Consider the following 21,411-nt stretch of genomic DNA (forward strand, 5'->3'; position numbering starts at 1 on the left):
GTGGGTGACTGCATCGCGGAATCGGGGGTCCGGCACCTGGCGCATGGGCTGCGCGGCACTGCGGACTTCAGCGCCGCGACAGCGCCAGCACGCTCAGCCCGAACATCAGGACGCCCAGGGGGAGATGCGCCGAGGGCATGTGCGCGATACCGACCGCCACCTGGACCGAGGCGAGGACCAGGAAGCCGACGGCGTGCCCGACGGGCCGGGGCGAGCCGCCGCCCGGCTTCCACGCCACCACAAGGTCTCACCAGCCCGACGACATGGGACCGCGAAAGGTAAGGCGAGGCGGTCGTGAGCAGGGGGACGGCGGGGCAGCTCTTGAGCGGCGCCAACTGTTGAATGCGGCCTACCGGTTGCTCGGCTCGGTCGCCGAGTCCGAGGACGCCGTGCAGGAGGCCTACACACGCTGGTACGCGCTGCCGCGGGCCCGGCGGGAACGCTATGCCGGCGCGTGGCCGCCCGATCCGCTGCCCGAGCGCACCGAGTGGGGCCACGGCCCGAGCGCGGGTCTCGCCGACACCGCCGACCAGATGGTCCTGGACGAGTCGGTGACCACGGCCTCCCTCGTCGTCCTGGAGTCGATGACCCCTGCCGAGCGCGTCGCGTTCGTCCTGCACGACGTCTTCCGCTCCCCCTTCGCCGACATCGCCGCCGTCCTCGGCCGCAACCCCGCGGCCTGCGAGCAACTGGCCGCGTCCGCCCGGCGCCGGCTTCGCGCCGCGCGGGCCCCGGTGTCGGTGTCCGCGGACGGGCGGGCGGACGCGGTGCGGCAGGTCAAAGAGGCGTGGGAGAGCAAAGACATCGCCGTTCTCGTCGACCTCCTCGACCCGGTCGCGGTGATGACCGCCGACGGCGGCGGCCTGGCCGGAGCCGCCCTGCGGCCGAGCGGCCGATCGAGGGCGGCGTGCGCATCGCCCGGTGGATGGTCGCCATCGCCGACAGGGCTCCGGGGCTCCGACTCCTGGAGCGGTCGGTCAACGGCGCGCCGGGCCTGGGTGGCCGACGTGACGGCGTCGTCAAGACCGTGGCCTCGTCCGACGTCACCGACGGCCGCGTCACCCGGATCCGGGCGGTCCGCAACCCGGAGAAGCTGGGGCCGTGGCCCCGCCCTGACATGTCCTGAGCCGTGTCCGGCGACAAAGGGGGCCTCCTACTCGTACCGGTACTTCAGCGATTCCGCTTCCCGCTGCTCGATGTCGGCGATCGTCAGCTCCGGCATCCGCAGCTGCGCCAGCGTCACCTCGGCCGAGGTCGGCTGGGCGTCCGCCGGCAGCCACTGCTCCGGCTTCCAGGCCCCGCTGCGCAGCAGCGACTTGGGGCAGTGCGGGTAGACCTCCTCGATCCCGACCACCAGCGCGCTGGCCGGCGGCTTGCCCACCGCGGTGAGCTGCGACAGCAGCTCCGGGCGGGTGGAGACGCAGGCCCGGCCGTTCACCCGGAGCGTCGTGGTGCGTCCCGGGACGAAGAACAGCAGCCCGGCCCGTCCGGTCGCGATGACGTTCCGCAGGGTGTCCAGCCGCTTGTTGCCGGTCGCGTCCGGTATCGCCACCGTCCGCGCGTCCAGGACGGAGACGAACCCGGCCGGGCCGCCACGCGGCGAGACGTCGCAGTTGCCCTCGGCATCCGCGCTGGCGACCAGGACCAGTGACGAGCACCCGACCAACCTCTGTGTCTGATCGGTGAGTTCGCTCATCTGCTTGCGGACGGCCGCGGCCCCGGGCAGTTCGTAGGCGCGGCGCAGCGCCTCCTGGTCGGTCACGGCGTCGAGGCGGAGCGAGTCGAAAGCGCTGCCTGCGAGGGGTGTCGTCATGCCTTTGACCTTAGGGCCTGTCGTCCTGGGGGCCCCGATCCCGGCCGGCGGGCACGGCCGGCCCGTCAGTACGGCGGCAGGCGCAGCGCTCCCGTGCCCTCGCGGATGTCATGGACGAGGCGGATCTTCCCCACCGGACGGCCGCGCTCGTCCGTCGTCACCAGCGCCGCGTCGTCGGCGTTGACGCACCGCCCGCCCGCCCCCGGCTCGGGGCAGAACAGGACGTAGCCGGTCTGCCGGTCCACACGGCCAGGCTCCAGCCGCCAGATCCACTGGTAGTCGCTCACGACCACCCGGGGGTAGGTGGCACGCAGCTGCTCCTTCACCGCGTTCTGCACGGTGTCGCCGAACTTCTGCCTCTCCCGGAACGGGCGGACGATCCTGGCGCTGCCCGTCGTGTCGACCCGGCCCGCCTCGATCTCGTAACTCGCCGAGAAGTAGGCGTGCTGGGTGAGCGAGGCCAGGAGGTCCGACCGGGTCAGCCGCATCACCGTCGGCCAGGAATCCTTGCCCCGGTCACGCCGGTCGGCGGCCCACGGGGAGACCACGTTCACGTACGAGGCCCGCGCCTTCGCCAACGCGCTGTCTGCCCCGCTCGCCGCGGCCCACCGCTGGACGCACTCCCCGATCTCGCCGAGCACCTTCGTCACGGTGGCGTTCGTCAGCTCGGCCACCACGTAGGGCGGGGTGCCGGTGGGGCCCAGGGCGACGACCTCGTAGCCGCAGGCGTCGAAAGCGCCCCGGAGCGTACGGAAGTCTTCCGCCTGCTGCCGCCCGCGCTTCACGGCCTCGGCCAGAACGCCCGCGCACTCCTTCCGGTCGCACAGGCCCCGGTCCGCCTCGTCGGTGTCGATACGGAGCCGGACCACGGCGTCGCGGTCGTCGGTCACCGCGAACGTGACCTCCGAGCCGCCGGAACCCGGGAAGAGCGTGCGGGCCCCGATCGCCTTGAGCTGCCCGGGGAAGTACTTCTCGGCCAGTTCCTCGGCCGCCCGGCGGTCGTCCTTCGTGTCCACCACCCCGCATGCGCCCACCGCCACGACCAGCGAACCCACCAGTGCGCCGGTGAGCGCGGCTCTCCACCGTCTGCGGCGTGATCCGGCCATGATCTGCTCCTCCACCTGGTCCTGCCATCGGGTGCTGCCCCGTGTTCCTGCGACCGTAGGGTCGGCCACCGCCGGGCCGGATGAGTACGCCTACTCAACCCCGGTGCGCACAGCGCCCCGACCCCCTCCCGGGCACCTCCTGTCATTGGCATGGACCTGACTCTTGAACTCCGCTACAGTCCGGGAACGGCACATCTGAGAGCGCTCTCAAAGGCCCGATCGGATCGCGCTCCCGGACGCCTCCCGTTCCACCCCCACGTCGTTGGAACAACAGGAAGGGTCACTCCCTTGAGACACGCAACCCTGCTGCGGACCGGTCTGTCCGCGCTCCTGGTGATCGGAGCCTGGACCGCCGCCGGTCCGGTGTCCGCCTCCGCCGCGCCCGCCCCCGCCGAACCTCCCGCCTCCGCCGCCCTGCTCTCCGCGATGCAGCGCGACCTCGGCCTCACCGAGAAGCAGGCACTCACCCGGCTCGCCGACGAGAAGGCTGCCACCGCACTGGAGAAGAAGGCGCAGCGCGCCGCCGGCTCCGCCTTCGGGGGCTCCTGGCTCGACGCGAAGACCGGCAGGCTGACCATCGCTGTCACCGCCGCCGAGAAGGCCGAAGCCGTACGGGCGACCGGTGCCGACACCCGGCTCGTCGAGCACTCGGCCAAGAGCCTCGACGCGGCCAAGGCGCGGATCGACGCCCTGAAAGCCCCGTCCGGTGTGAGCAGTTGGCACGTCGATCCGGCCACCAGTCGCGTGGTCGTGAACGTCGTCGCCGCAGAGCGGACTGACAACGATGTCCGCGCCTTCGTCGCCAAGGCCCGCAAAGCCGGTCCCGTCACGGTGAGGACGACCGCCGAGGCTCCGCAGACCTTCGCCGCCGGAACGGTCGGTGGCGACCCGTACTACACGGGCAACGTCCGCTGTTCCATCGGCTTCTCCGTGCACGGCGGCTTCGTCACCGCCGGCCACTGCGGCGGCGTCGGCCAGCAGGTCCGTGGCTGGGACAACTCCTACATAGGCAACTTCCAGGGCTCGTCCTTCCCCGGTAATGACTACGCCTGGGTGAATGTCGGCAGCGGCTGGTGGACCGTCCCGGTCGTGCTCGGTTGGGGCACCGTCCCGGACCAGCTCGTCCGCGGCTCGAACGAGGCCCCGATCGGCGCCTCGATCTGCCGCTCCGGGTCCACCACGCGGTGGCACTGCGGCCGCGTCCTCGCGAAGAACGAGACCGTCAACTACAGCCAGGGCGCCGTCCACCAGATGACCAAGACGAGCGTCTGCGCCCAGGGCGGCGACTCCGGTGGCTCGTTCATCAGCGGCGACCAGGCCCAGGGCGTCACCTCCGGCGGCTGGGGCAACTGCACCAGCGGTGGCGAGACCTGGTACCAGCCGATCAACGAGATCCTCAACCGGTACGGACTGAGGCTGCACACCGCGTGATCCGGGGGATCCGTCCCGCCGTCCTCCCCGGCGGAGCGGGCCCCGGCAGTGCGACGTAAGACCAGTGAGCGGCCCCGCCGGTGTGCGGGGCCGCTTCCTTGTGCGGGCGGGCGCGGGCCGCGAGGCGGGCGCGGGTGCGCGGTGGCCCCGGGTGCCGACGGGAAGGGCAACGTCGGCATCGAGACGAAGTCCTTCACGGTGGTTCCGCCTCCGGCAAGCCCGCCGACGCCTCGTCGTTCCAGCCGGAGAGCGCCGGCTGCCCCTGCCCGGCGGCCAACGCTGTCGACGGCTCCTTCGACACCCGCTGGGCCGGCGACTGGGCCGACAACTTGGGCGCGACCACCTCCTTCGACCACGTCCAGCTGGCCTGGGAGGCGGCGTACGCCAGGGCGTACACGGTCCAGACCTCGGACAACGGCCAGGACTGGGACGCCGTCCACACCGAGTCGGCGGGCAACGGCGGCATCGATGACATCCAGGTCACCGGCAACGCGCGCTACGTCCGTGTGAGCGCCTTTGAGCGCGGCACACCGTGGGGCTACTCGCTCTACGAGTTCGGCGTCTACCGGCGCTGACCCTGCGGGTCCGCGAGCCCCTCCGCGCCGTCCCGTCCCCGCTGTCGGCGCGGCGGGAGCCCGCGGCGGCCACGGACATCCGTGGCCGCCGCGGGCTCGTCTCGCTGTTCGCCCGGGATGCGGGGTAGCGTCCTCGGCATGGACTTTCGAACCACTGTCGAGCGCGCTGAGCGCCTCAAGCAACTGCACGCCGAACACCAGCCGCTCGTGCTGCCCACCGTCTGGGACGTCTGGTCCGCGCGGACCGCGGCCGCCGCGGGCTTCCCCGCGCTGACCATCGGCAGCCATCCGCTCGCCGACTCCCGCGGGGCCGAGGACCAGGAGGGCCAGACCTTCGAGGAGGTGCTCGCCGCCGTCAGGCCGATCATCGCGGCGGTCGACGTCCCCGTCTCCGTGGACCTGGAGTCCGGCTACGGCCAGAAGCCCGCGGATCTCGTCGCCGGTCTCATCGAGGCCGGCGGGGTCGGCCTCAACATCGAGGACACCGTCCACTCGGAGGGCGGACGCGTGCGCAGCACGCAGGAGCACGCGAGCTACGTCGCGGGGCTGCGCGCGGCGGCCGACGACGCGGGGGTCCCGGTCTGGGTCAACGGGCGCACCGACCTCTTCGTGCACGCGGAGAACCCCTCCGCCGTCCTCGACGAGGTGATCGAGCGACTGCGGGCCCTGGAACAGGCCGGTGCCGACAGCGTCTACCCGGTGCGCATCCAGGACGACGACGAACTGCTCGCGGCGGTGACCGCGGCCGTCGCCGTTCCGGTGAACACCACGGCGCACCCGGTCAAGCACGACCTGGAGCGCTTCCGCCGCCTCGGCGTCGGCCGCATCACCTACGGTCCGCTGCTGCAGTTCGCGTTGACGGACGCGATGAAGGACATGCTGAAGCCGTGGACGCCCTCCTCCTAGAGGCCGCCCGGCGACGCGAAGAGCCCTTCGGCCGCGGCGAGAACGCGCCGCGGCCGGAGGGCTGCCGGGAGGAGCGGGGGAGAGGGGTCAGGCGGCCGTGCGGCCGTCGCGGCGCTCCGCGTGTTCCCGGACCAGTTCCGCGTACCGGAGCCCGCTGCTCTTGACCGTACGGCGCTGGGTCGCGTAGTCCACGTGGACCAGGCCGAACCGCTTGTCGTAGCCGTACGCCCACTCGAAGTTGTCCATCAGGGACCAGGCGAAGTACCCGGCCAGCGGGGCGCCCTCGGCGACCGCGCGGGCGCAGGCGGCGAGGTGCTCCTCCAGATACCGGACGCGCTCCGGGTCGTGCACCGAACCGTCCGCCGCGACGACGTCCTCGTACGCGGAACCGTTCTCGGTGACGTAGATCCGCCGGACGCCGTACTCCTCGGTCAGCCGCAGCAGCAGCTGCTCCAGGCCCTCCGCGTGGACCTCCCAGTCCATGTGGGTGAGCCGGGCGCCGGGGACGGAGACCTGCCTGGCGTGCGGTGCGGCCCCGTCGGGGTCGGCGGTGACGATCTGTCGGAAATAGTAGTTCAGCCCCAGCCAGTCCAGTGGGGCCGCGATCGTCTCCAAGTCGCCCGGCTGTACCGGGAGTTCGACGCCGTACTCCTCGACCATGTCCTGCGGGTGGCCGCGCCCCAGGATCGGGTCCAGCCACCACCGGTTGATGTGGCCGTCGGCGCGGCGGGCGGCGGCGAGGTCGGCCTCGCTCGCGCTCGCCGGCTCGATCGGGCTGAGGTTGTTGACGATGCCGACCCGGGCGTCCGAGGAGGCCGCCCGGATCGCCTGAACGGCGAGACCGTGGCCCAGATGCAGGTGGTAGGAGGCGCGCACGGCGGCGGTGAGGTCGGTGAGGCCCGGCGCCATCCGGCCCTCCAGGTGCCCGATCCAGGCCGAGCACAGCGGCTCGTTGAGCGTCGCCCAGTCCTTGACCCGGTCGCCGAGGCGCTCCACCACAGGGGAGGCGTACGCCGCGAAGTGCTCCGAGGTCTCCCGTACGGTCCAGCCGCCCCGGTCCTGGAGCACCTGCGGCAGATCCCAGTGGTAGAGCGTGGCGAACGGGGTGACGCCCGCCTCCAGCAGACCGTCCACGAGCCGGTCGTAGAAGTCCAGGCCCGCCTTGTTGACCGGTCCGTCGCCGCCGGGCACGACGCGTGGCCAGGCGATCGAGAAGCGGTAGGCGTCCGCGCCGAGCCGCTTGATCAGGCCGATGTCCTCGGGCACCCGGTGGTAGTGGTCGCAGGCGATGTCACCGGTGTCGCCGCCGTCGATCTTGCCGGGGGTGTGCGAGAACGTGTCCCAGATGGAGGGGGAGCGCCCGTCCTCGGCCACGGCTCCCTCGATCTGGTACGCGGCGGTGGCGACGCCCCAGGTGAAGTCGGCCGGGAGTGCGTTGAGGTCGGACACGTACTGCCTTTCTGTGGAGGTCACTTGACGGCTCCCGCGGTGAGGCCGGCCACCAGGTAGCGCTGGAGCAGCAGGAAGCCCACGACGATGGGGACGCTGACGACGAGGGACGCGGCCATCACCTGGTTCCAGTACACGTCGTTCTGTGTGGCGTAGCCCTGGAGGCCGACGGAGAGGGTCCGGGTGGCGTCGTTCGTCATGACGGAGGCGAAGAGCACTTCCCCCCAGGCCGTCATGAAGGAGTAGACGGACACGGCGACGATGCCGGGGACGGCCGCGGGCACGACGACCTGGAAGAGGGCGCGGACGGGCCCGCAGCCGTCGACCAGGGCTGCCTCGTCCAGGTCCCGGGGGATGGAGTCGAAGTACCCGATCAGCATCCAGATGGAGAACGGCAGCGAGAACGTGAGGTAGGTGAGGATGAGCCCGCCGCGCGAGCCGTACAGGGCGACGCCGGTGCTGTTGCCGATGTTGACGAAGATGAGGAAGAGCGGGAGCAGGAAGAGGATCCCGGGGAACATCTGCGTGGAGAGCACCGTGACGGTGAAGACCCGCTTGCCCCTGAACCGGTAGCGGCTCACCGCGTACGCCGAGAACACCGCGATGGTCACCGACAGCACCGTCGCCGAGCCCGCCACGATCAGCGAGTTGACGAAGTACTTGGCGAGCGGAACGGTCTCCCAGATGTCGAAGTACGGCTGGACCGTCAGTGTGGACGGGAGCCACTGGAACTTGCCCGACACGTCCTGGAGCGGCTTCAGCGAGCTGCTGACCATGACATAGACGGGCAGCAGGACGAACCCGGCGAGCAGGGTCAGGACGATGCGCCGGGTCCACAGGAAGGACCGCGGGGCTGCCATCGGCGAGCGGGCCCGCGACCGGGTGGTGCGGGTCGGCCGCGTGAGGCTAGACATCGGAGCCCTTCCTTCCGCGCGAGGTGAAGAAGAGGTAGACGGCCGTCACGATCAGCAGGAAGAGCAGCAGCAGGACGGACATCGCCGATCCGGTGCCGAAGTTCCAGGTGACGAACGACGACTGGTAGATGTGGATCGAGATGAGGTCCGCGTTCTCCGGCGCCGATTTCCCGAACAGGACGAACGGGGTGTTGAAGTCGTTGAACGTCCACAGGAAGAGCACCAGGACCAGCACCTGGTTGACCGGGCGCAGTGAGGGCAGCGTGATCCGGCGGATCTGCTGCCAGATGCCCGCGCCGTCGATCGAGGCGGCCTCGTACAGCTCGCGCGGGATGTTCTGGAGCCCGGCCATCAGCATGAGGAAGGCGAACGGCCAGCCCTTCCACACCGAGACGATGATCAGGGTGTAGAGGCTGTTCTCGCCGATCAGCCAGAACGACGGCTCGTCCGTGATGCCGAGCTGGTCGTGCAGGACGTGGTTGATCATCCCGTTGTCCCGCTGGAACATGAACGCCCAGGTGATGACGGCCGCGTAGACCGGCAGGGCGTACGGGACCAGGAAGATCGTCCGCAACACGCCCCGGCCCCGGAAGCTCTCCTGGAGCAGGATCGCGGCGGCCGTGCCGAGCAGCCAGGCCAGGCCGACGGAGAAGAACGTGAAGACGCAGGTGACGAAGAACGAGTGGAGCAGGGCCTCGCCGATCGGCGCGTCGATGTCGACGGCGATCCTGTAGTTGTCGAGGCCGGACCAGGGCGCCGCGCCCCAGTTGTTGATGAAGAACTGCGTGAGCTGCCGGAAGCTCATCACGATCCCGATGACCATCGGGATGATGTGGATGAGGAGTTCCAGCAGGACGGCGGGCAGAAGCAGGAGATAGGGCAGTCCGCCTCGGCGGATCCGGTCGGGGACGCGCGGCAGTCTCCCGCGCGCACCCCCGGTGCCCCGGCTCGTACCCCTACTGGTCGACTTATCGACTTTGGGGTCCGTGGTGACGGTGGCGGTCATGGATCAGGGCCTCACTGCTGCATCGTCTGCTGGGCCTTTTCCAGGCGCGCCTTGACGGACTCCTCGGTCACGGGGCGTCCGGCCGCCGCGTCCGCCCACAGTTCCTTGACGGCCGTGCCCACGGCCGTCTCGAACTGCGACTCGTTGGGGACCTGGGGGAGTGGGGCGGCGCTGGTGGCGAGGGTGTCGCGCAGGACCTTGAGGTCGGGGGCCCCGAACGCGGCGTCGGCCTGGGCGGCCTTGACCGGCGGGATGGAGCCGTAGGTCTTGTTGAGCAGCTTCTGCTCGGCGTCGCTCGTCATGAACTTCACGAACTTTTTCGCGCCGTCGATGTTCTTGCTGTTCTTGAACACCGCCATGTTGATGCCCGCGACCATGGAGTTGACCTGCTTGCCGGTGCCCGGGGCACCCGAGGGGACCGGCACCGGGGCCGCGCCCCAGTCCTCCGGCTTCATGCCCTGGGCGGCGAAGGTGGAGGCGGCAGCCTGCCACAGCACCATCGCGGTCCTGCCCTTGGCGAAGTCGGTGAGCGACTGGTTCTGGGCGTACTCGGCGTTGCCCGGGGCGATGATCTTGTCCTTGGCCATGAAGTCGACGTACTGCTTCACCGCCGCGACCGCGCCGTCCGAGGTGAAGGTCGCCCTGCCGTCCTCGCCGAAGAAGTCGGCGCCGTGCTGCTGACCCAGGACGAAGGTCTGGTGGATGTTGTTGGAGAGGTTGCCGCCCTCGGCGCCCAGCCCCCACTTGCCGTCCTTGGATATCCTCTTGCCGGTCGCGACCAGCTCGTCCCAGGTGGCCGGGGGCTTCTCGACACCGGCCTCGGCGAACATCTTCTTGTTGTAGTAGAGGGCGTACGCGAGCGAGTACAGCGGCACGGCGGCGGGCGGTTCGCCCTCCTTGCCGGCCGAGGCGACCGCCGAGTCGACGAAGCGGTCCCGGCCGCCGATCGCCTCGAAGTTCTTGTCGTCCCACGGCAGGAGCGCGCCGGTCGCCTGGAGCGAGGCCGACCAGGTGTTGCCGATGTTCAGCACGTCCGGGCCCTGGCCGGAGGTGGTGGCGGCGAGGATCCGGTTCAGCAGGTCGGCCCAGGGCACGACCTCCAGCTTCACCTCGATCCCGGTCTCCTTCTCGAACTTCTTGAGCTCGGGAGTGAGGATCTTCTTGTCGGCCTCGATGCTGGGGCCCTGGTTGGACGCCCAGTAGGTGAGGGTCTTCGGCGACTCGTTGCTGCCGCCCGACGTCGTTCCCCCACCACAGCCGGTGGCGGCCACGGCGATGGAGAGGGCGAGGGTGACGGCGCTTGCGGCTCTGAGGTGACGCATGAGAGGTGGCCCCTTTCCGGGGATGGCTGCGTTCGGGAACCGAACGGCCTCCATGACTTAATTTATGCCGTGATTTAAGAGGTGAGGGAAGGTCGCGTCAAGGGCTTGGGCCGGGGTATGTTCCTGGACGGGAAGGAGCACCATGGCCGAGCGCAACAGACGAACCGTGCGTGACCTGCGGCGGGGCAACCGGGCGCGCGTATTGCAACGGTTGTATTTCGACGGTCCGCTGAGCCGTCAGGAGCTCGGACCGGTCACGGGCCTGAGTTCAGGTTCCATCAGCAACGTCGTCGCGGAGCTGTCCGCCGAGGGCCTGCTGGAGGAGGCCGGCGTCGTCGACTCCGACGGCGGCCGCCCCCGTACGCTGCTGCGCGTCGCTCCGGACGGCGGCCTCCTCGTCGGCATCGACATCGGCGAGACCCGCGTCCGCGTCGAGCTGTTCGACCTCTCGCTCACCGAACTGGCGCGCACAGAAAGGCTGTTGGCTCAACACGGTTACGACGTCGAGCGCATCGTCGCCCATGTCCGCACCGGCGTCGCCGACGTGCTGCGCGACGCGGGCGCCGATCCGCGCCGGCTCCTCGGTATCGGGATCGGGGTCCCGGGCATCATCGAGCGCGACGGCCCCGAAGGCACCGACGGCACCCGCGGCGCGGTGGTGCACGGCCAGACGATCGGCTGGCGCGCGGTCCCCTTCGAGCAACTGCTGCGCGAAGCGGTCGACGTGCCGCCCGAGGTTCCGCTCTTCATCGACAACGGCGCCAAGACGCTCGGCCAGGCCGAGATGTGGTTCGGCGGCGGCCGGGGCGCGGGAGCAGCCGCCATCGCCCTGATCGGCTCGGGTGTGGGCGCCTGCGTCGACCGCGGCGACGTCCTCGACGAGGACCGCACCAGCCTCGCCCTCGAATGGGGCCACACCACCGTCCAGCTCCGCGGCCGCCGGTGCCGCTGCGGTTCCATCGGCTGCCTGGAGGCCTACGCGGGCGCGGAGGCCCTGCGCGAGCGCTGGCGGGAGGCGGGCGGCCCGCTGCCCGAGGACGCCGACGACGAGACCGCGCTCGCGGCCCTGCTCGCCGCCGCCTACCCGGGGCGCCGCGGCACCCCGGACCCGGTGGCCCTCGCGCTGCTCGACGAGACGGCCGAATGCCTCGGCGCGGCCCTCGCCGACCTGGTGAACCTCTTCCTGCCCGAGCGGGTCCTGATCGGCGGCTGGGCGGGCCTGCTCCTCGGCCCCCGCCTGCTCCCGGAGATCCGCCGGTACGCGAACGAGTACGCCCTGAGCCACGCGGCGGCCCGCACCACCATCGAGATGGGCCGCCTCGGCCCGGACGCGGTGACCGTGGGCGCGGCCACGCTCCCGCTCGCGGACTTCCTGGCCCGGGGCGGCAGCCGACCGGAGCCGGGCGGAACCGGCGCGCCACCGCGTACGGCCGTCAACGCGGTACGGGAGCGGCACCGGACCCCGATGAACTGAGAGGGCACGCCTGGGCGAGGGCGAGGGCGGATGCGGATGCGGACGAAGGCGCCGGCCGCGCGGCAGGTCCAGTCGGGCCCGGCGCCGGGGAACCGGGCCGGTCCTCCGGCTCCGGGGGCAGCGCTTCCGCTCAGTGCCGGCCGCCGCCTCCGGTCGTGCCGGTGCCGCCCGTGCCGCTCCCGCCCGTCAAGGGGGCGGCGCAGCCGGTGCAGGGGCCGGTGCCCTGCCGGAGGTACCGGTGCTGGTTCGCCAGATCGACCGCGGGGGTCAGCGAGGAGTCCTCTGCGGGAACGCCGATGCCGAACCGCCCGTAGAAGGTGAGCAGGCCCGCGTCGGACCGTTCGACCGCCGCCGCGGTGCGCTCGTAGGCCACCGCCGTCAGACGGCGGACGTCGATGCGCACGAGCCGGCCGCCCTCGGGCGGAGGTTGCCCGATGCCCTCGCCCCAGCGGTGGAAGACCGTCTTCACCGGGCCGTCCTCCACCAGTCCGCCGAGATACTCCTTGACCAGCTGTACGGCCTGGTTGTCGCCCAGGTCGAGGGTGTCCAGGGCGCGGGTGACCGCGAGCGAAGCGAGCTCGGCGAACCGGTCGGTCCGCTCCTCCCGCTCCGCGCGCTGCTGCTGGGTCTCGTCGAGCCGCCCGAGGCGCGCGTCGAGGTCGTCCCCTTCCGGGGCCGGGGCCGTGGCGGGCTCGGGAGCCGGAGTGCCGACGTCCAGCGTCCCGGCCTGGAAGCGGCCGGCCTGCCGGGCGATGTCGAGTGCCGTCCGGTTCACGGGCTCGCCGTCCGGCGAAGGAGCGATCCGGTGCGCGGCGATGATCACGTCGCCGATCCGCGCGGCGGCCCGGGGGTGCAGCACGACCTGCCGGTGGATCTCCTGGTACGCGGCCGCCGCGCCCTCGGCGTACTCCCGGCGCTGCACCTCCAGTGCGTACCGCTCGTCCACGGGCCGCTTCCACGCGCCTTCGGACACCGGAGCCACGACGACGAGGAAGATCAGCGCGACCATGATGCCGATATTGATCCCGGAGAAGGAGCGCTGGACGAAGTTGGCGGTGAGGCCCAGCGGCAGCCGGGACTCGCCGAACCGCGCCGGGCGCAGCCGCCTGACCCGCGCGACGAGAGCGGGCCGGGCCAGGAGGACGTAACTGCCGATGGCCAGCACCGTGTAGGCCGCCATCCAGTACAGCCAGTGCACCTCGGTCAGCCCCTGTACCTTCTCGACCACCTCCAGCACCACGGTCACCTGGGGCGGGGTGAACGACAGGACGTTGGCCAGCCAGACCATGAGCAGCGTCAGCACCAGCCCGAGTTCCACGGACAGGACGACGTCGGCCGCCGCCTGCACGGTCCGTCGCGGTGAGTCCTTCATCCACCGCCAGCCGCGCCAGGAGAGCCAGAGCGCGAGCGGGAAGAAGAGCCCGGCGGCAGGCGCGACGGTCAGGACGTCGCCGGAGACCACCTGCTGACAGGCGAGCGCGACCAGGAGAACCCCGGGGAGGTCGGGAAGGTGCCGGACCACCGCGCGATCCGAACGTACGCACCGCGCCACCGCGAGCAGCAGGGCCCAGCCGCCGAAGAACAGCAGCGCCACCAGAGGGACCAGCCGGGACGGAAAGGCGCGGAAGAGAAGGAAGAGCAGGGCCGCGGGCCCGACGACGATGCACAGCGCCAGACCGGACGCGGGGATGTACCGGCGGTGCCGGAACCAACGGATCGCGGATTCGACGAGGATCTCGCCCCCGACCTTCGCCCCGACCGTGATGGCTGTCACGACGAGCAGGCCGGCCAGCACTCCACCGATTCCGCCGAGGACCGCCCTGACGACGGCGAGGAGCGCGGCCCCCAGCCCGTCGATCTCCTCCCGGGTGCCGAGCCGCCAGGCCGCCCACAGGCCGATCCCGTAGGTGAGGTACTGGGTCAGGAGGTTCAGCAGCTCGTCATCACGGGCGGCCGGAGCGGGGCCGGCCGGAGCCCGCGCGCCCGGGGGCGGTGTGTCCGGTGTCTCGGGAGCCGGTGGTTCCGGAGCGGGTGGTGCGTCCGTCGCCGGTGGGGCCGGAGCGGGCGTGGGCCGCACCGCGTCGTGGTGCAGCCGATGGGCGAGGTTGAGGAAGATCTCCAGGTTGGGTATCCGGTACCGGTACCTCATGAAGTGCGTGGGGAAGTCGTTGCCGCGGGAGGAGACCATGAGGAGTCCCTCGGGGGAGAGTTCGAGCGAACGGACGTCCTCCCAGGTCGTGAAGTCGTCCCGGCCGTGCCTGCGCCGTACGGTCAGTCCGTCCCGGCTCAACACGAGATCCCCGAAAGCGGCTTCGCCGCCGCCGAGAGCCGTAGCGGTGGCCGGGGCCAGCTGCGCGTTCCGGACGCCGTGCAGGATCGCCGGGTACCACTCCTCGTCCTGGGGGACCTGGGCGCCCCGGATCACCGTGCGGGTGCGCCGGCCCGTGATCCTCTCCCCGCCGAGCGCGGGTCTGCGGTCCGTCGGCCCCAGCGTGACAACCGTTCCCTCGGGGGTGGACAGTTTGAAACGGTCCCAGCCGTCCGTGAAGACCGCCGTCGACTGCCAGGGGTAGGGCACTTCCCGGCCGCCGGCGGTGACCGCGACGAGGCCCTCCTCGTAATGGCGGAACTCCACCCTCGTATGGCGTCGGTACCAGAGCAACCGAACGGCGAAGGGCCCCAGCAACGCGAGCCCGCCGAGCACCATGGGTGCGAGGTCCCAGCCCCGGCCGACGACCGCACCGATGAGGAGGGCCAGGAGGTAGGTGAGGGCCGCGAAGGGGGTGAGGAACAGCAGGAGCAACGCGTACGCGGAGGGCTTCCTGCGCATCGGCCGGTAGGTACGGTGATAGGCGCCCAGCTCCGGGTGCGCAGGTGGCTCAGGTCGTTCCGGTGGTTCCGGGTGCGCGGGTGGTTGCGGATGTTCCGCGTCGTTCTCCGCGCTCATGAGCTCACCCCGCCCCGCGGCGTGACCCGCGCAACTCCTCTACCACAGCGACCGGTTGACCAGACCGGTCGGCACGTTAGCACCCTGCTGCGCGCGCGGGTGAGCCGCAGAGGGTGTGGGCCCTAGGCAGACCCCCGTACCACCAGCTCCGGTTCGAAGATCACCGAGGTCACCGGGCCGTCCGGCCGGGACAGCCGGTCCAGCAGCAGACGCGTCATCTCCGCGGCCATCCCCTCCACCGGCTGGCGGACCGTGGTCAGCGGCGGGCGGCAGGCCAGGGCCGCGCTGCTGTCGTCGAAGCCGACCACCGCCACGTCCTCCGGCACCGAGAGGCCGTGCTCCCGCAGGACGTGGCAGGCCCCCAGCGCCATCAGGTCGTTGGCGACGAAGACCCCGTCCAGGTCCGGGTGCTCCGCCAGCAGCCGCTCCATCGCCGCCTCGCCGCTCTCCTGGGTGAACTGCCCCTCGACGATGGGGATGTACGGGTGCCCGTGGCGCGCCATGTGTCCCGGAACCCCGTCAGGCGCGCCTGCCCCGCCGGTACGTCCAGCGGGCCGCTGATCGTCGCCATCCGGCGGCACCCCCGGCCGAGCAGATGCTCGGCCGCCAGCCGCGCACCGTCCTGGTGCGCGAGATCGACATGGCTGACCGGGACCGGCCGCGCCGGCCGCGCGAACAGGACGGCCGCCAGGCCGGCTTCCGCGATCAGGGCGGGCAGCGGGTCCTCGGCGTGCGTCGAGACCACCAGGGCACCGTCCGGGCTGCCCTGCCGCAGGTACGCCACCACCTCCTCGCGTGCCCGCGAGGACTCCGCGAACATCAGCACCCAGTGCATCCCGCGCGGCCGCAGGTAGTTGACCACTCCGGTCACCACCCGGCCGAAGAACGGGTCGGCGAAGACCCGCGCGGTGAACGAACTCCCGTCCCCGGACGCTCCGGTCTCCGGCTGCCGCCCGGTCCTGCCCCTGGCGTCGTCCCCGGACCGTCCCGCGTCTCCGGACGCCCCCGCCTCCGGCCCGTTGCCGGACACCTCGGCCCCGGGGGCCTCCTGTCCGGCCCCCGGCTCGGCGCCCGCGCCCGACACCACCAGCGCGATGGCGTCGGCCCGCCGGGTGACCAGGGACCTGGCCGCGCGGTTGGGGGTGTAGCCCGTCACGGCGACCGCCCGGCGCACCGCCTCCTGGATCACCGGGTCGACGTTGCGCACCCCGTTGACGACCCGGGAAACGGTGGCGCGCGAGACGCCCGCCGCCCGGGCCACGTCCTCCAGGGTGGGTGCTGCGGCCGGCCGCGGATCATCCGTCATGAGCGCCTTTATAGCAGTGGCGGAGAGCGCTCTCCGCCCCACGGAACGGCCGCCCGGCCTTCCGTGACGCTGTTCCGAGCCTGTGGCCGGCGCCCCCGGCAGCGGGTCAGGCCAGCGAACCGCCCGTCGCGTCGATCCAGTGGCCCGTGATCCACCGGCCGTCGTCCGAGGCGAGGAAGGCCACCACGTCGGCGATGTCGGCCGGGGTGCCGACCTTCCCCAGGGTGGACAGGGCCGCCGCGCCCGCCCAGGCCTCGTCGCTGGCGCGCAGTCTGTCGGAGGTGGAGTCGGTGTCGACGAGCCCCGGGGCCACCGCGTTGACGGTGATGCCCCGGCCGCCCAGCACCTTGGACAGATACCGCGTGAACACGTCGAGCGCGCCCTTGGTCATGGCGTAGGCGATCAGGTCCGGCATCATCGCCGCGTGGCTGAGGCCCGTCGAGATGTTGATCACGCGCCCGCCCTCCCGCAGCCGGTCGAGCCCCAGCCGCGTGAGGAAGAACGGCGCCTTCGTGTTGACGTCGAACAGTCGGTCGTACTCCTCCTCCTCGATCTGTGCGAAGTTCTGCGACACGCCTATCCCGGCGTTGTTGACGAGGATGTCCACGCCGTCCGCGTGCTCGTCGAAGGCGGCCCAGAGCGCGGCGGCGGACCCCGGAGCCGCCAGGTCCGCGCCCAGCGGGAACGCCGTGCCGCCCACCTCCTCGATCGAGGCCACGGTCTTCAGGGCCGCCGCTTCGTCCCGGCCGTAGTGCACGCCGACCACCGCTCCGTCTCGGCCCAGCCGTTCGGCGATGCCTCGTCCGATGCCCCTGCTGCCGCCGGTGACCAGTGCCGTCTTTCCCGTGAGCGAGCCCATGGCTCCGCCCTCCCCTTTGATTAGTGATCGATACAGAAACGACCGTAACACGTTCTCTAGTGGTCGCTATAGAATTGGCGCATGGTGACGAGACAGCGCGGCAGGCCACGGTCGTTCGACCGGGAGGCCGCCCTCCGGCAGGCGACGCTGACCTTCTGGGAGCAGGGGTACGAGGCGACCTCGATCGCGGATCTGACGCGCGTGATGGGCATCGCCGCGCCGAGTCTGTACGCCGCGTTCGGTGACAAGCGGACGCTCTTCGGGGAGGTCGTCGAGACGTACGCGACCCTCTTCGGCGGTTTCGGCGCCCGGGCCCTGGCCGAGGAGCCGACTGCCCGCCGTGTCTTCGCGCGGATGCTGCGCGAGGCGGCGGCTGAGTACACGGTGGCCGGCCGGCCGCGCGGCTGCATGGTGCTCAGCGCCGCCGAGAACTGCTCCTCACCGGAGGTGGTGGCGGTGCTCCGCGACCGGCGCCTGCGGAACGTGACCGACTTCCGGCAGCGGATCCAGCGGGACATCGACGCGGGAGTGCTCCCCGCGGACACCGATGCGGAGGCGCTCGCGCGCTGTACGGCGGCCGTCATCCAGGGGATGTCGCAGCAGGCCCGGGACGGAGCGAGCCGTGCGGAGCTGGAGGCGCTGGCGGAGGCGGCCGTGCGTGTCTGGCCGGAGGAGCCCCCGGGGGTCTGAACGCGGCCGGGCGAGAGGGAGGTTCAGGGCGACGGTATTCGGCCACGGACGGACCGGCGGCGGCCGAGTATCACGTTTTGCTTGTGATCAGTCACTGTGCGGACCTACGTTGCCCCTTGCGAGATGTACCGAAGCCAGTGGGGGAGCCACGTATGGCCGCGACCGGACGGCACCGCAGATATCAGCCCAGTCGGATCAACCGTGCCTCGCTCGCGGTGACGGCGGGCGGCGCGGGCATCGCGCTTCCGCTCATCACCGCGGCCTCGGCCGGGGCCGCCTCGGGTGAGGTCTGGGAGAAGGTCGCCGCCTGCGAGTCCAGCGGCAATTGGGCCGTCAACACCGGCAACGGCTACTACGGCGGGTTGCAGTTCAGCGGCTCCACCTGGGCCGCCTTCGGCGGCTCGCAGTACGCGCCACGCGCCGACCTCGCCACCCGCGAGCAGCAGATCGCCATCGCCGAAAGGGTGCTGGACGGCCAGGGGCCCGGGGCCTGGCCCACCTGTTCCGTACGGGCCGGGCTCACGCGCGGCGGCGACGCACCCGAGACCACCCCGGAGACCGGGACCGCCCCGCAGAGCGCGGGCAGCCGAACCGCTGAGGCAGCGGCGCCGCAGAGCGCACCGCCCAGGCAGCCGCAGACCCGTCCCGCCGCGGCGACGCCCACCCATGTGCCGAGCAAGCGCGATGCGTACACCGTCACGAGCGGCGACTCCCTCTCCGGGATCGCGTCCGCCCAGCGGGTCCCCGGCGGCTGGCAGGGCCTCTACGCCGCCAACCGCACCGTCGTCGGGGACGACCCGGACCTCATCTTCCCCGGACAGCGGCTGAGCCTGGACGGGAGCCGGGCGCCGAAGGCGGGGGAGGGGGCGAGCGCCCAAAAGCCCGCACGGCAGACCGCTCCGAAGCCCTCGACCACCGCGCCCGGGGCGAAGAAGACGGACCAGCGCCCGGCCGGGCCCAGGAAGGAAGCCCCGAAGCAGGAGGCGCCCAAGCAGGAAGCGCCCAAGCAGGAGGCCCCGAAGAAAGCCGCCCCCAAGAAGGAGCAGCCCGCTCCGGAACGGGCCGTGCAGCACTCCGGCTTCAGCGCCCCGGTCGCCGCCGGCACCGGCACCCCGTACCGCCAGGCCGGCTCCTGGTCCAGCGGCTACCACACCGGCGTGGACTTCCCCGTGCCCACCGGGACGTCCGTGAAGTCGGTGGCCCCGGGCCGGGTGGTCTCGGCCGGCTGGGCCGGAGCGTACGGCTATGAGGTCGTCATCCGGCACAGCGACGGCAAGTACAGCCAGTACGCCCATCTCTCCGCGCTCCACGTGCGCGCCGGGCAGTCGGTCTCCGGCGGGCAGCGCATCGCCCGCTCCGGCTCCACGGGCAACAGCACAGGGCCGCACCTGCACTTCGAGATCCGCACGGGCCCCGGCTACGGCTCGGACGTCGACCCGCTCGCCTACCTGAGAGCAGGCGGCGTCAGGGTCTGACGGCCCCCTACCTCCGGGCAGGCGGCATCAGAGTGCGGACCCTCCGCTCGGAGCGGGTGCGCCGCAGGGTGGCTCCGCCGCGCCGCTGCTGCTCCGCGAGGGGCCCCGGCGTGCCGAACCCCACCCGCGGCACGGCACGCCCCGGCGGCAGGGGCGACGACTTGGCCGCTGTGGGCAGCTGACCCGACGCCGGTCCCGGCACGGCAGGCACATCAGGCGACGCCGAGGGCCGACCGTCCTCCTGTCCCTCCGCGCAACGAACCCCGTTCCCCTCGCCCGGGGCCGGGCGCCGGGCCCCGGGGGCCGCCGGCTCCGGGTTCGCCCGCGCCTCCTCGGCGTGCTCCCGATCCATCCGCTCCCGCGTCAGCATGATCAGGCCGGCGGCGGCCAACGCCCCGCAGGAGAGGGCGAGGACCGTGCCGGGGACGCCGAGACGGAAGTGTTCGCCGAACAGGGTGAGGCCGATCGCGGCGGCCACCACCGGGTTGACCACCGTCACCGTGGCCAGGGGAGCGGTGAGCCCGGCGCCCCGGTACGCGGCCTGGGACAGGAACAGGCCCGCCGCGGCGAGCCCGGCGATCACCAGCAGCGGCAGCGCACCCGAGCGCACCGAGCCGGACGTCCACTCCACGGCCACGGTCTTGGTGAACACCGAGGCCATACCGAACGCCGCGCCCGCGCCCGTGGCCAGGACGACGCTGCGCAGGACCGGCCGACGCAGCGTGCGGGACAGGACGACGAGCGCGCCCACGGCCCCGAACGTCACCGAGGCCAGCAGCGCCTGCTCCGGGCCGTTCAGGGTGTGCGGTGCGGCGTTCCCCGTGAGCGCCAGCAGTCCGCCGAGCCCCGCCGTCGCCATCAGCGCCCCACGCCACGCCGTCGCCCCCGCCCGCCGTCCGACGAACAGGGCCGTCATCGGCAGGGCGAAGACGATCGTCAGCGCCCCGAGGGGCTGGACCAGGCTGAGCGGACCGTAGGCGAGCGCCACCACGTGCAGGATCGCGCCGACCCCGTTGAGGACGACGGCGACCCACCACACGCCGTTGCGCAGCAGGGCGTGCCAGGCGTTGTCATCGGCCGCGGCCACGCGCTCCTGGATGATCGCCCCGGCCGCGTAGGCGACCGCGGAGACCAGTGACAGCAGCACGGACAACACAAGGGAACTCATGTACACCACGATGTCCCGTCCGGGGCCCCACGTCGTCGTCCTTGAGTCTCCACTTCGGCGTACTGCCCCAGGAGTACGCCCGTCGGACCGACGTCCTCCTCCCGACGGTAGTCCTGCAGCCCCCAGCCGTCAGAAGCTGGCGCCCGGCGGATACGGTGAGCCGCCGGGACAGCACAGCCGGTGGCTGTGGGACCGATCACGGAGCGCGACCGGGGACGGACCGGAAACGGAGGGAGAACGGGCCATGGACCTGGCACTACTGGCATCGGTCGGGGGCTTCTTCGCGCTGCGGACCATCCCGGTGCCGGACGGCGGGCACCGGCCGCTGGGGCGGTTGTACGCGGGCGAGAACGATCCGCTCGCCGCGCGTGTCGACCGGGTCGCGGCGCGGCTCCAGGCCCCCGAGCGCCGGGTCGCCGCCTCCATCGCCCATCTCGGGCTGGCCGCGCGGCTCTGGTCCATCGCCCTGGGCCCGGCCGCGCTGTTCGGGCGGATGCCCGCCCTGGCCCCCGGCGACCTGCACTGGGACCCGTCGTCCGCCTCCCCGGACGACCTGTGGCTCGCGGGGACGGCCGAACTGCCCGGCACGGCGGCCCGGATCCGCGAGGAGGTCCAGTACGGTCATCTGGTCCCGCTGGCCGACGCGTTCCGGCGCGACGGGAACATCTCCCCGCAACTGCTGCGCGGCAACGCGGGATCCGCCCTCGCCGGGGCCGTACGCGAACTCGTCGCCTTCGCACGCGCCCACGACCGGCCGGACGTGGCCGCCCGGGCCCGCGCGCTGGCGGCCGAACTCTTCGACGACGAGACGCTGCGCGACACCGGATCCCCGCACGGTCCGGCGTTCCGGCGGCGCAGTTGCTGTCTGTACTGGCGCTGTCCCGGCGGCGGTCTGTGCGGCGACTGCGTGTTCGACCGGGCGCCCGCCTCCGCTCGGGCCGGGGCGTGACGTCGGGAAGACGGTCGGAAA

At 72.1% G+C, this 21,411-nt stretch carries 18 protein-coding genes and 2 pseudogenes; 8 read left to right on the plus strand and 12 right to left on the minus strand.

Going from position 1 to position 21,411, the window contains the following annotated elements; all coding sequences use genetic code 11:
* Positions 1-67: 67 nt before the first annotated feature.
* Entirely contained in the window at positions 68-238 is a 171-nt protein-coding gene (locus RNL97_RS30245) for a hypothetical protein (protein WP_313751694.1), read from the minus strand.
* A gap of 25 nt (positions 239-263) precedes the next feature.
* Between RNL97_RS30245 and RNL97_RS30250 the strand changes: the two are divergent.
* Positions 264-1,126: pseudogene (locus RNL97_RS30250) on the plus strand (sigma factor-like helix-turn-helix DNA-binding protein).
* Positions 1,127-1,153: 27 nt separating this feature from the next.
* Here the strand turns inward: RNL97_RS30250 and RNL97_RS30255 are convergent.
* Both RNL97_RS30255 and RNL97_RS30260 read right to left on the minus strand, forming a co-directional pair.
* Positions 1,154-1,813 (minus strand): MSMEG_1061 family FMN-dependent PPOX-type flavoprotein, encoded by a 660-nt coding sequence (locus RNL97_RS30255; protein WP_030584686.1) that lies wholly within the window; start codon positions 1,811-1,813, stop codon positions 1,154-1,156.
* A gap of 65 nt (positions 1,814-1,878) precedes the next feature.
* Positions 1,879-2,919 carry an SCO7460 family lipoprotein gene (locus RNL97_RS30260; protein ID WP_313751432.1) on the minus strand — a complete coding sequence of 347 codons (1,041 nt, stop codon included), beginning with the start codon at positions 2,917-2,919 and terminating at the stop codon, positions 1,879-1,881.
* 288 nt (positions 2,920-3,207) lie between these two features.
* Here RNL97_RS30260 and RNL97_RS30265 point away from each other — a divergent pair, with 288 nt between their 5' ends.
* The 3 genes and pseudogenes from RNL97_RS30265 (at position 3,208) to RNL97_RS30275 (ending at position 5,831) form a co-directional block, all read left to right on the plus strand.
* Entirely contained in the window at positions 3,208-4,350 is a 1,143-nt protein-coding gene (locus RNL97_RS30265; protein WP_313751433.1) for a S1 family peptidase, read from the plus strand.
* A 156-nt stretch (positions 4,351-4,506) separates the two neighbouring features.
* Positions 4,507-4,925: pseudogene (locus RNL97_RS30270) on the plus strand (discoidin domain-containing protein); the annotation flags it as partial.
* 138 nt (positions 4,926-5,063) lie between these two features.
* Positions 5,064-5,831 (plus strand): isocitrate lyase/PEP mutase family protein, encoded by a 768-nt coding sequence (locus RNL97_RS30275; RefSeq protein WP_030584678.1) that lies wholly within the window; start codon positions 5,064-5,066, stop codon positions 5,829-5,831.
* Between the two features lie 87 nt (positions 5,832-5,918).
* Here RNL97_RS30275 and RNL97_RS30280 read toward each other — a convergent pair whose 3' ends face one another.
* The 4 genes from RNL97_RS30280 to RNL97_RS30295 are packed head-to-tail and all read right to left on the minus strand — an operon-like array spanning position 5,919 to position 10,522.
* On the minus strand, positions 5,919-7,280 hold the full coding sequence (locus RNL97_RS30280; RefSeq protein WP_030584675.1) for a GH1 family beta-glucosidase: 1,362 nt from the start codon (positions 7,278-7,280) through the stop codon (positions 5,919-5,921).
* Positions 7,281-7,300: 20 nt separating this feature from the next.
* A complete protein-coding gene (locus tag RNL97_RS30285) occupies positions 7,301-8,194 on the minus strand; it encodes a carbohydrate ABC transporter permease (RefSeq protein ID WP_243315956.1) in 894 nt (297 codons plus the stop codon).
* The gene (locus RNL97_RS30290; RefSeq protein ID WP_313751434.1) at positions 8,187-9,200 is read right to left on the minus strand and encodes a carbohydrate ABC transporter permease; all 1,014 of its coding nucleotides are present in this window, start codon (positions 9,198-9,200) and stop codon (positions 8,187-8,189) included. Before RNL97_RS30290 ends, RNL97_RS30285 begins: the two co-directional genes overlap by 8 nt.
* 11 nt (positions 9,201-9,211) lie before the next feature.
* Complete coding sequence (locus RNL97_RS30295; protein WP_030584666.1) at positions 9,212-10,522, minus strand: ABC transporter substrate-binding protein; 1,311 nt, start codon at positions 10,520-10,522, stop codon at positions 9,212-9,214.
* Between the two features lie 142 nt (positions 10,523-10,664).
* Here RNL97_RS30295 and RNL97_RS30300 point away from each other — a divergent pair, with 142 nt between their 5' ends.
* Positions 10,665-11,996 (plus strand): ROK family transcriptional regulator, encoded by a 1,332-nt coding sequence (locus RNL97_RS30300; protein WP_313751435.1) that lies wholly within the window; start codon positions 10,665-10,667, stop codon positions 11,994-11,996.
* Positions 11,997-12,126: 130 nt separating this feature from the next.
* Here the strand turns inward: RNL97_RS30300 and RNL97_RS30305 are convergent, their stop codons facing one another.
* The 4 genes from RNL97_RS30305 to RNL97_RS30320 all read right to left on the minus strand — a co-directional run bounded on the left by RNL97_RS30305 (position 12,127) and on the right by RNL97_RS30320 (position 17,108).
* A complete protein-coding gene (locus tag RNL97_RS30305) occupies positions 12,127-14,826 on the minus strand; it encodes a hypothetical protein (RefSeq protein WP_313751436.1) in 2,700 nt (899 codons plus the stop codon).
* Positions 14,827-15,065: 239 nt separating this feature from the next.
* Positions 15,066-15,422 carry a LacI family DNA-binding transcriptional regulator gene (locus RNL97_RS30310; RefSeq protein ID WP_308381916.1) on the minus strand — a complete coding sequence of 119 codons (357 nt, stop codon included), beginning with the start codon at positions 15,420-15,422 and terminating at the stop codon, positions 15,066-15,068.
* Complete coding sequence (locus tag RNL97_RS30315) at positions 15,314-16,249, minus strand: LacI family DNA-binding transcriptional regulator (RefSeq protein ID WP_313751437.1); 936 nt, start codon at positions 16,247-16,249, stop codon at positions 15,314-15,316. The genes RNL97_RS30310 and RNL97_RS30315 overlap by 109 nt, the downstream gene beginning before the upstream one ends.
* 106 nt (positions 16,250-16,355) lie before the next feature.
* Complete coding sequence (locus tag RNL97_RS30320; protein WP_030584658.1) at positions 16,356-17,108, minus strand: SDR family oxidoreductase; 753 nt, start codon at positions 17,106-17,108, stop codon at positions 16,356-16,358.
* A gap of 81 nt (positions 17,109-17,189) precedes the next feature.
* Between RNL97_RS30320 and RNL97_RS30325 the strand changes: the two genes are divergently transcribed.
* Both RNL97_RS30325 and RNL97_RS30330 read left to right on the plus strand, forming a co-directional pair.
* Complete coding sequence (locus tag RNL97_RS30325; RefSeq protein ID WP_030584655.1) at positions 17,190-17,798, plus strand: TetR/AcrR family transcriptional regulator; 609 nt, start codon at positions 17,190-17,192, stop codon at positions 17,796-17,798.
* Between the two features lie 152 nt (positions 17,799-17,950).
* A complete protein-coding gene (locus tag RNL97_RS30330) occupies positions 17,951-19,273 on the plus strand; it encodes a transglycosylase family protein (RefSeq protein ID WP_313751438.1) in 1,323 nt (440 codons plus the stop codon).
* Positions 19,274-19,280: 7 nt separating this feature from the next.
* Here the strand turns inward: RNL97_RS30330 and RNL97_RS30335 are convergent, their stop codons facing one another.
* Positions 19,281-20,441: a DMT family transporter gene (locus RNL97_RS30335; RefSeq protein ID WP_243315962.1), complete on the minus strand. Its 1,161-nt coding sequence runs from the start codon at positions 20,439-20,441 to the stop codon at positions 19,281-19,283.
* Between the two features lie 244 nt (positions 20,442-20,685).
* Between RNL97_RS30335 and RNL97_RS30340 the strand changes: the two genes are divergently transcribed.
* Positions 20,686-21,390: a (2Fe-2S)-binding protein gene (locus RNL97_RS30340; RefSeq protein WP_313751439.1), complete on the plus strand. Its 705-nt coding sequence runs from the start codon at positions 20,686-20,688 to the stop codon at positions 21,388-21,390.
* Positions 21,391-21,411 lie beyond the last annotated feature (21 nt).

The sequence above is a fragment of the Streptomyces parvus genome (genome assembly GCF_032121415.1).
Classification (GTDB): Bacteria; Actinomycetota; Actinomycetes; order Streptomycetales; family Streptomycetaceae; genus Streptomyces; species Streptomyces globisporus_A.